Here is a 2,530-nt window from a genome sequence, read left to right as displayed (position 1 = left end):
GTCGCGCAGCACGTGCAGGCGCTGGCGCGGGGTCAGGCCGGGGCGCACGCCGACGACGCGGGCGCCGACGGTGTGGGCGGCGATGATCGCCGCGAACGCCTCGGGGCCGACCCCGGTGAGCATCGCCACGCCGTCGCCGGGGCCGACGCCGTGCCGGCGCAGGCCGTTCGCGGCGCGCCGGACCGTAGCGAGGAGCGCGGCTCCGGAGACCTCCCGGCCGGCGTGCTCGAACACCGTGCGGCCGCCCGCCGCTTCGAGGAGGTCCAGCACGGCGCCGGGGAACTGCTCAGTCAAGGCACTCCTTCACGAAGGCGGTGAGGGGCTGCCGGTGGACGGCCGGCAGGTTCCACTCGTTCTCCAGGTTCTCCGCCAGGTGGTGGGTGCCGGCGAGCGCGCCGTCCCGGTAGTGGCGGACCACGGGATGCAGGTACGTGGAGTCCATGGCGTGGTCCACGTCGTTCTCGGCGACGCGCGGGACGCCGATGTCGAAGGGGTCGGTCAGGTCGTGCTCGAATCCGTACTCCAGGTCCACGACGAAGCGGTGCGGGGCGGGCCCCAGGGCGCCGTCGGTGACGTAGTCGAGGGGCACCTCCTCCTGGTACACGGCGCGCTCGCCGTCCACGCCGACCACGTCGCCGAGGAATCCGAACTGCTGCCACAGGCCCGAGGAGCGGTTGACGCGGGCGATGAGGGCGTCGGCGATCGCCTCCGGGGTCGCGGCGAGGGTCCGGGCGGGCCAGGGGGTGTCGAGGTGGCGGGCAGCGAGGATGCGGTGCAGGGCGCGCACCGCGTAGCGGAATCCGTGGATGAAGCCGTTGGTGGACTTCTTGAAGTCCCGCTGCTGCATCAGCGTCCCGGCGAAGTAGAGGTCCGGCACGTTGACCGACTCGAAGGAGGAGGTCTGTTCGGGGAACCGGTCGTTGATGACGAGTGCCGGGCGGCAGGTGTCGTCGAAGACGGACGCGTCGAAGCGGAAGCCGGTGCAGAGGATGATCCGGTCGTAGTGGAGTACGCGTGGCGGCTCGATGGTGCGCGCGTAGCGAAGGAGCACCCGGAAGCCGCCGTTCGCGGACTTCTCGATGCTCTCGACGGTGCCGTCGAGCACCGCGTTCTGCGATTTGAGCTGGTAGGTGTCCAGGAAGTTGTTGTTCACCGCGCGCAGATGGCCGAGGTAGTGCGTCTTCCAGGCGAGCTTGACCGAGTGCGGTCCGGCGACGTGGATGACCGCGGCCTTCTCCACGAGGCCGTCGGCGGTCTCGAACGCGGAGTTGCCCTTGCCGATGATCAGCACCCGCTGGTTGGTGAAGGACTCCGGGTCGGGGTCGAAGGTGTCGTACCGCTCGGCGAGTGCGGCTCCCGGGATGGGGGGTTCGTAAAGCCGGGAGATGCCCGTCGCCATGACGAGCCGCCTGGCCCGCCAGGTCCGCCCCGCTCCGTCGCGTACGGCGAAGACGCCGTCCGTGCGGGAGACGCGGACGACCTCCGTGCCGTACTCGACGCGTATGCCGGTGCGGGTCGCGAAGTCCGCGAGGTAGCGCACCAGGTCGTCGGCGGGCGGGAAGTAGCGCTCGCTGTACCGGGTGAAGAGGAGTTCCGGGTCGTCGCTGAGCAGCGAGTTCCAGTCCATGCGCAGGTTGAGTTCCGGGTCGGTGAAGCCCGTGTTCACCTTGTTCGTCGAGATCAGCTGCCGGTGACGGGGGTACCGGGTGAAGAAGGTGCCCGGTCCGTTCCCCCGTTCCAGGACGGCGTAGTCACGTCCGTCGCGTTCCAGCAGAGCGGCGAGTTGTAGTCCGGCCGGTCCGGCCCCGATGATGAGATAGTCGCGCACCATGGCCCGGACGGTAGTGACGCGAAATCAGAAGGCTCTGAGATTCCTTCCGCCACGCACCGGCCGGCCGGTGCGGAGGGTGTGGGCCCACCCGGTGAATCGGGCGGCCGGACGGCCCGCCGGGAAGCCGCGGGGCGCGGGCACGGGTAGACAGGTCCCATGCAGACGTTTCTCCCTTTTCCCGGCTTCGCCGAGTCGGCCGGTGTCCTGGACCCCCGACGGCTGGGGAAGCAACGGGTGGAGGCGCTGCAGGTGTTCCGCGGCCTGACCGTGCCGGGGTACGGGTGGCGCAGGCATCCGGCGGTCCGCATGTGGGCGGGGTACGAGGAGGCGCTCGTCCGGTACGGGCTGGACGTCTGCACGGCGTGGACGGCCGGGGGCCGGGCCGACACGTGCGCGGCCACCCTGATGCACGACTTCCGGGCCCACGCTGCCGGTGCGCCGGTCCGCTCGCAGGGCGGGCTCGCCTCGGCGGGCGAGCTGCCGCCGTGGCTGGGCGATCCCGCCTTCCACCGGAGCCACCAGTCGGCGCTGCTGCGCAAGGACCCGGAGCACTACGGCGGCCTGTTCCCCGGGGTGCCGGACGACCTGCCGTACGTCTGGCCCTCGTCGGACCGGGGCGGGCCAGAGGCCCCGGAGTAGGGGGAGAACGGGCCGGCCTGGGTTCGGCGGGCGGTCGCGCCGGGCCGGGCGGGGCGTGCG

The 2,530-nt window shown here is 71.6% G+C and carries 3 protein-coding genes; 1 reads left to right on the top strand and 2 read right to left on the bottom strand.

All coding sequences use genetic code 11. From position 1 onward, the window contains the following. Both MHW47_RS34500 and MHW47_RS34495 read right to left on the bottom strand, forming a co-directional pair. The coding region (locus MHW47_RS34500; protein ID WP_239227777.1) for an AMP-binding protein at positions 1 to 294 on the bottom strand (294 nt) is incomplete at its 3' end. Then, on the bottom strand, positions 287 to 1,831 hold the full coding sequence (locus MHW47_RS34495; RefSeq protein ID WP_239227776.1) for an NAD(P)-binding domain-containing protein: 1,545 nt from the start codon (positions 1,829 to 1,831) through the stop codon (positions 287 to 289). The genes MHW47_RS34500 and MHW47_RS34495, both read right to left, overlap by 8 nt. Positions 1,832 to 1,987: 156 nt before the next feature. Here MHW47_RS34495 and MHW47_RS34490 point away from each other — a divergent pair, with 156 nt between their 5' ends. Continuing rightward, positions 1,988 to 2,470 (top strand): MSMEG_6728 family protein, encoded by a 483-nt coding sequence (locus tag MHW47_RS34490; RefSeq protein ID WP_239227775.1) that lies wholly within the window; start codon positions 1,988 to 1,990, stop codon positions 2,468 to 2,470. Positions 2,471 to 2,530: the final 60 nt, after the last annotated feature.

The organism is Streptomyces sp. OfavH-34-F (genome assembly GCF_022347745.1).
GTDB lineage: Bacteria > Actinomycetota > Actinomycetes > Streptomycetales > Streptomycetaceae > Streptomyces.
Note: the sequence above shows the minus strand (reverse complement) of the source record. Positions and strands in the feature narration are given on the sequence as shown.